At 39.6% G+C, this 4931-nt stretch carries 2 protein-coding genes; one reads left to right on the top strand and one right to left on the bottom strand.

What is annotated here, in order from left to right:
- Positions 1–528: 528 nt before the first annotated feature.
- The gene (locus BKH40_RS08405; protein WP_095278577.1) at positions 529–2271 is read right to left on the bottom strand and encodes a hypothetical protein; all 1743 of its coding nucleotides are present in this window, start codon (positions 2269–2271) and stop codon (positions 529–531) included.
- Between the two features lie 1476 nt (positions 2272–3747).
- Here BKH40_RS08405 and BKH40_RS08400 point away from each other — a divergent pair.
- Positions 3748–3963: a hypothetical protein gene (locus BKH40_RS08400; protein WP_143428483.1), complete on the top strand. Its 216-nt coding sequence runs from the start codon at positions 3748–3750 to the stop codon at positions 3961–3963.
- Positions 3964–4931 lie beyond the last annotated feature (968 nt).

The following is a 4931-nucleotide window of genomic DNA, read 5'->3' as shown; positions in this document are numbered from 1 at the left end:
TAGTTAAGTAAGTGGACTTTTATTTCTATATCTATTTTATTTTGATCTTTAGCTCGGGAGAATATTAAAGATTCACTGCTAAGTAGTTTTATTTTGGTTTTAGATTAGCTTAGTTTTGTTTAAAGCTGGATGCTTGTTTTAAAGTTAAATACTAGTCCTTGTTAGAGGACTAGTATCAAATTAGTATTTGCTAGGATTTTTTAGATTCTTAAAGTTTTAGAATCTAATCTTTACTTTTAGCTTAAGCTTTATCTTACTTTATCCTATTTGTCTGGATTCTATCTTGTGTAGATTCTATTTCTAACTTAGAATCTATTTTCCACCAAGTTACTGGGATTCCTTAGATTCTGTTTTTAAATTTTAGAAGTTACCATCTAAGTCATGTACTAGCAGAAGGTGTGACTTTCAAAATGACAATCACACGCTTCTTAGATTCTATTTTCATTTATAGAATCTATTTCTCTCTAAGTTGCTAGGATTTATTAGATTCTATGTTCTAACTTAGAATCTATTTCTACTTATAACTTCCTACTTCCCACCAAAGTAATAAGCATAGTTTAGAGTTACTTCACCACTAGTAAAGTTTGGATTAGTATTTCTAAAATAGTATTGATACTCTACTGATACAGATTGATGTTTACCAAAGAAAGCAACTATACCAGCTTTAGCGGTAGGTAAGATGGTTACAGCATTATTACGTTTAGCTGCAGCGTCTTTGGTGGCGGCATTAAGTGAAGCTTGGGAGGCAGAATTTTGTGCTGATATGGCTGCTCTTATTACAGCTAGATTTTGTACATCTTTACTTACTTTATCCATAGCTGCTTTTACTTCAGCAACAGCATTTGCTACTGCGTCTATGCTAGTTTTTGGGTCTTCTGTGGTAACTTTGGCAGTTGTACTATCAAAGCTACTAGTCAATAATGCATTCTTATCAAGATCAATTGTTATATCGTTTTGTGTATGTCCTGCAGCATCTGTTCTAATCCCATTTAATATAGTAGATCTCAATGATGATGCAACTTTATACATGCTATTTAAGTTATTGACCGCATCCCAACTTGCAGTATTTAGTGCTTCACTAAGATTTTTCTGTGTTTTACCTATTTCAATATTATACTTCTCTACATTTGCTTTATTAGTTTGTATAGCACTTTGAAGTTTAGCTATAGCTCCAGTATTTGGATCTGTTAATGCATTTAGCGAACTACTAAGTTGTGTACTTGCTTGTATATAAGCTGGATTTTGTGCTTCTATAGTAGTTGGAGTAACTGTACGAAGTGCAGATTGAAGAGCTTTGATTCCATCTTCTAGAGAGTTTGAAGTTCCACCTGAAGTTTGATTAAAGGCTGTTAATAAATTAGTTGCAGTTTGATTTAGCGTAGTAGTACTTAAATTAGAATTAGTGTTTCCATTCAGTAAACTAGAAATACTGCCAACTATTGCAAAACCTTGTCCATAGGCACCTGATCTAGTTTTATCGTTATTTGCATTGCCTCCATCTCTAAAATTCGAATTATTTGTTCTTATACCATTATACAAATCAGTAATATTTTGCAAACCAGTACTCATAACACTTCTTACATCTCCCACTTGAGTTTGCCCAGCTATAGCATCATTAGAGATATTTTGCAAAGAAGTTTGTATCTTTTGTATGGCATCTAACTGAGATGTAAGATTAGCACTTAATACTGGATCTATACCTGCTAAGTTTGCCCCACTTAGCAAGGATCCAACCCCCGTAGCCCCTGCCAAAACTGCAGAACTTGCAGCAGAAGATGAGTTCATAAAACTGCCATTTCCACTATTTACGTTGTCGTTAGTTCTTATAGCTGCACCTACACCTACGATGTAACCAAGTTTAACATAACCGCTTTGACCAAGCTTGAAAGCTTGCATAAAGTCTAGGTTTACAGAGTACTGAGGAGTGTTGAAACCTGCAGTAAGGTTGTTAGCTCCAACGCCGATAGTCGCTTGAAGACCTAGAGTGCTGTTTTTAGTAGTAGTGAAGATACCTGTACCTAGTTTTAACTTAGCGTTTAGACCGCCAAAAGGCTTGATAGTAACGCCGCCATTACCAGATGAAGCGCCTATACCTGTGCCAACACCAGCACCTACTATAACTTTAAGACCATTTATATCATAGTTCTCAGCTTGCGGTCTAGCATCTCTCCTATCTTTTCTATGGTGCTCTGCCGCTGTTGCCATAGAACTTAAACTCAAGATCAAACTACTTGCTAATATGATTTTAGTGACTTTAGTAACCTTTGCCATTTTTTATCCTTTTGTATGTTTAAGATCGCACCATTTAGTGACTGGGACAATTCTAAGGGCACTTTTTTGCTTTATAGCTTAAAGTTTTCTTAAAAAATGGGGTTTGTGTAAAAAAAACTCAGAAAAATGGTCAAAAAAGAAAGATATAGTTTACTTTTAGGTGATTTTTTAGAAAATGATAAAAATTGTAGGTAATAAATATTAGCAATAAGGGCAAATAGTAAAAGTTAAGTTACCTTTACTAAAAAATAAGTAAAGGTAAAGTTTACTTAACTAGGGTTTTTTTAGTGGTGTGAGGATGGAGGGGGTGAAGTAGAGGTCAAAAAGGCGTACTTTGGGAAAAGTATAGTTTTTACTCATAAAAAGGAAATATACACTTTACTTTTATAGAATCTAGAGGCTTAAAAGTCAGCTTTCTTTTGGCTTTTTGAAGCCTTGTCTCTTCTAGACTTTTAAGCTAGGGTCCCTTTGGCTTAAAGTAGTAAGGCTAAGCTTTACTTCCTAGTGCCTTTTGGTAAGGCTAGAGTTTACTTACTAGGCTTACTAGGAGTTTTCTTTCTAGTGGGCTTGCCTTGCTGGAGACTTGCTTCCTTAGCTTCTTAGAGGCTTATTTCTAGAAGTTTGCTAGGGGCTTGCTGCTCTAGCTTTTTTGCCTTAGCCTTTTTTAGCTAGCCTTTGGCTGCTTTCGGGCTTTGCTTTTTTTGCTCTAGCCTTTGACTGCTCTGGCTGTTTTTTAGCTGGCTGCTTGGCTTGCTTTTATCTAGCTACTTTTTGACTAGCTGCTTGGCTTTGCCTTCGCTTTTAGCTAGCTTTGGTGTGCTTGCTATGGACTGGCTTGCCTAAGTCTATCTTGAGATCAACTCCCGCCTGACTTAGGGTTGGCGGGAAGGGCTTTTGTGCATCCTGATAAGTGCTTTTAGGCTAAAAGCACTTAGATGCAAAGCGGGCGGATGTCGCTGTGCCTACTTTAAGGTGTCCGCGTCTTTTGGACATGGCTGCCTTGATATGACCCACCTTAAACATGACCGCAAACATGACCGCCTTAAAGATAAGGGCTTAATGCGAGCCTTTTGGCTGCCTTTTAGAGACTAGGCTTTAAGCTAGCTTAAGGCTAACTTTGAAGACTAACTTTGAAGACTGACCGCGTGTAAAAAAGGGGCTTTGCCACCTCTTTTAGTTGTGGATGACTTAGTCTAAGGCAAAAGTATGAAGAAAATGTGAAGTTTTGGGGCTTTGGCGTGGAAAGTGGGGGGATTTTGAGTGTGAAAGTGCGTGATGTTTAAAGGCGCTTTACTTTTTGGGGTGGTTTTGGGGGTGGTGGGCTTTTAGGGTTAGTGGCTTTTTGGGCTTGAGTGATGGCAAAGAGGGGTTTGTCTTTGTAGGGTTTTAAGTGCGGTTTGGTGGCTTAGGATTAGTAAGGGGGCTCTTATATGCGGTGGGGTTTGGTGGCTGGGGCGAGGGGTTAAGTGCGGTTTGGTGGCTGGCTTGGACTATGTGGCGACTTGCTTTTTTTGGGGGGGGTTTGGTGGGCTTTTTGGCTTTGCGGGGTTTTGGGTTTGGCTGGGGGGCTTGTGGTTGGGAGATGGCAAGGAGGGGTTTGGCTTTGTGGGTTTGGGGGGCGGTTTGCTTTTTGGTGTGGCTGGGGTTTTGATGGTAGTTTTTGGGCTTAGACTGGTGGAGTTAGAGCTATAGGTGTTTTTGTGGAGTTTGGGTCGGTTTTAGTCTTTTTTTAGTTTGGGTTTGATGAGGCTTTTGGTTTTTGTGCGAAGTGTTTAGTCTTTATGGAGTTGTGTGTTAGGTCTTGGGTATGGCTTGCTTTTTAGTATGTGAGCACTTAGGTGGGCTTTTAGGGTTGGTGGCTTGGAGGATTTGGGTGAAGGCAGGAGGGTTGTCTTTTAAAGAGGGGCTTGGGTGTGGCTTGCTTTTTGGTGAGTACCTTTGTGGTCTAGGACTGTGGTGTCGTAGGCACAGGCTTAGCTTTTATATTTGGGGGAGTTGGGGGATGCTGGGGTTGTGGTAGCTTGGTGAGATGCTGGCGGTGGAGGGTATGGCTTTGCCTTTTAGTGCGAAGGGTGCTTTTTCTTATCCTTCTTATCCTTCTTATCCTTCTTATCCTTCTTATCCTTCTTATCCTTCTTATCCTTCTTATCCTTCTTATCCTTCTTATCCTTCTTATCCTTCTTATACGGGTGTTTTCTATGTTTGGTGTGCGGGACTGCGGGCTTAGCGTGGGATTTGTGGGGTCTAATCTGGCGTATATAGTGGCGAGGCTGGGTGCTGTGGTCTTTGGGGAGATGGGCGGGGGTGTAGATAGTGTTTAGTATAGTAACTTTTATGTGTTGGGTTTAAAATCAAGTGTTACCCAAAAATGGAAAGTTAGCTTAAATATTTCTTAAGTTTTTCTCTTGTTGTGCTGAAAATAGCCTCTGGAGGAAGTACTCTACCCTCTGCAAGTGCCCTAAAATAGGGCTTTAAAGCCTAGAGAAGGAAAAATATGCTAGACTCATAGAATCAGTCGCACGAGAACTAGTTGTGATGAAAATGGCAGTTTTATGAACTCATCTTCTGCTGCAAGTAGTGCAGTTTTAGCAGGGGCTACGGGGATTCAAGCAGTGGCTGGACAGGTGACAGGAAATCCAATATCAGCAGCAACTTTAATT

This window comes from Helicobacter sp. 11S02629-2 (genome assembly GCF_002272875.1).
Lineage (GTDB): Bacteria > Campylobacterota > Campylobacteria > Campylobacterales > Helicobacteraceae > Helicobacter_I.
This window is presented reverse-complemented; position numbering and strand designations above follow the sequence as displayed.

Excerpts from the sequence above, each read along its gene's own strand:
- BKH40_RS08405 (WP_095278577.1), bottom strand. The coding sequence starts at position 2,271 with ATGGCAAAGGTTACTAAAGTCACTAAAATCATATTAGCAAGTAGTTTG.